The sequence below is a fragment of the Dermacoccus sp. Ellin185 genome, from assembly GCF_000152185.1.
Classification (GTDB): Bacteria; Actinomycetota; Actinomycetes; order Actinomycetales; family Dermatophilaceae; genus Dermacoccus; species Dermacoccus nishinomiyaensis.
Window position 1 is genome coordinate 1 of record NZ_AEIQ01000073.1, and the last position, 1486, is coordinate 1486.

Sequence of the window (1486 nt, forward strand, 5' to 3'; positions counted from 1 at the left end):
GGCTCTTCCCTACCTGAGGTGGGGGTGGGCGAGTCCGCCGCCGATGAGCAGCATGCGTAGCCGGTAGTGCTCGCGGTTACGGAAGCCGCGGGCGATGCGGCGGTGGAGCTCGATCAGGCCGTTGATCGCTTCGGTGCCGCCGTTGTTGGCGCGGCCGGTGTCGAAGTAGGCCAGGAACGCTTCCCGCCACTGCTTGAGGGTCTTCCCGAGTCGCTTGATCTCCGGGATCGGGCAGGTCGGCAGGCTGGCGAGGACCTTCTCGGCGATCCGCCGGCCTTTGACCGGGCTCGTGGCCTTGTAGGCCGACCGGAGCTGTTGGGCACACAGCCAGGCGACGAGCACCTCGTCGTGACGTTCGTCGGCGGCGATCGCCTTGTCGAGGCGTGCGCGCTGGCGGTCGGTGAGCTTCTCCTGGCCGCAGCGCAGGATCATCCTGATGCCGTAGAGCGGGTCGTTCTTGCGGCCGCGGTGGCCGTGGATCTCCTGCTGGACCCGGCGCCTCACTTCGTCGACGGCCTGGGTGCCGAGCTTGACCACATGGAAGGCGTCGAGCACGGCTGTGGCGTCCTCGAGCTGGTCGTCGATGGCGTTCTTGTAGCCGTGGAACGGGTCGAGGGTGGCGACCTCGACACCGTCGCGGAAGTCCTCGCCACGCTCTTTGAGCCAGTCGCTGTAGGCCTTCCCGGACCGGCCGGGCACCAGGTCCAGCAGCCGCGCCCTAGGGTTGCCGTACTCATCGGGAGTGAGGTCGACCATCCCGGTCAGCTGCTTGGGCCCACGGCCACCATCTTCGATCGGGAACTCGCTGACGTGGTGCCACACATGCTCATCGACCCCGAGGCGCTTCACGCCGGCGAACCTGGAGTTGTCGTCGGCCATCTCCTGCAGCAGCGGTCGGATCGAGGACCACACGGTGTTCCACGTCGTCCCGAGCTGTCGGGCGATCCCGCTGATCGAGGTGTGCTCGCGGCGGATCTGGTTGATCGCCCACCAGCACGCCCGCGTCGTCAGCAGAGCCCGAGGCCGGGCGACCTGCTCGTCCTGCTCGGTGAAGACCTTCGTCGGACACGACGGCTCGACGCAGCGCCAGGTCCGCTTGCGCCAGATCAGCCGGACCGGCCGGTCGAAGCACGGCGCATCGACCAGCACCACGTCACGGCGGCCGTGGCTGCCCGCAATGACACCGCACGTCGGGCAACCCATCGGGGTCCTGGGCGACTCGACCCGCACCGTGAGCAGCCCGATGTCGTGGTCGAACTCGACGGCGATCACGTGCAGCTCGCCGAGCCCGACGAGCAGGTCGCAACGCGAGCAGTAGTCGGTGTGGTCATGGCAGCGCGCAGCGATGTGCGCCGTAGGCTCAGACAACGTCGAGGCCTTCCGGACAGGGTGCTTGGTCGCTCCCGATCTTGGAGGCCTCGACCCCTCTCACCCGGGCATCACGACACCGGCGCGCCGCTCACCCCCACCGGAACTCGGAAGAGCC

1 protein-coding gene is annotated in these 1486 nt (G+C 68.4%); it reads right to left on the reverse strand.

Annotation, left to right across the window (positions count from 1 at the left end; all coding sequences use genetic code 11):
- Positions 1-9: 9 nt before the first annotated feature.
- Positions 10-1272: an ISL3 family transposase gene (locus HMPREF0321_RS07855; protein WP_006945627.1), complete on the reverse strand. Its 1263-nt coding sequence runs from the start codon at positions 1270-1272 to the stop codon at positions 10-12.
- Between the last annotated feature and the right edge of the window lie 214 nt (positions 1273-1486).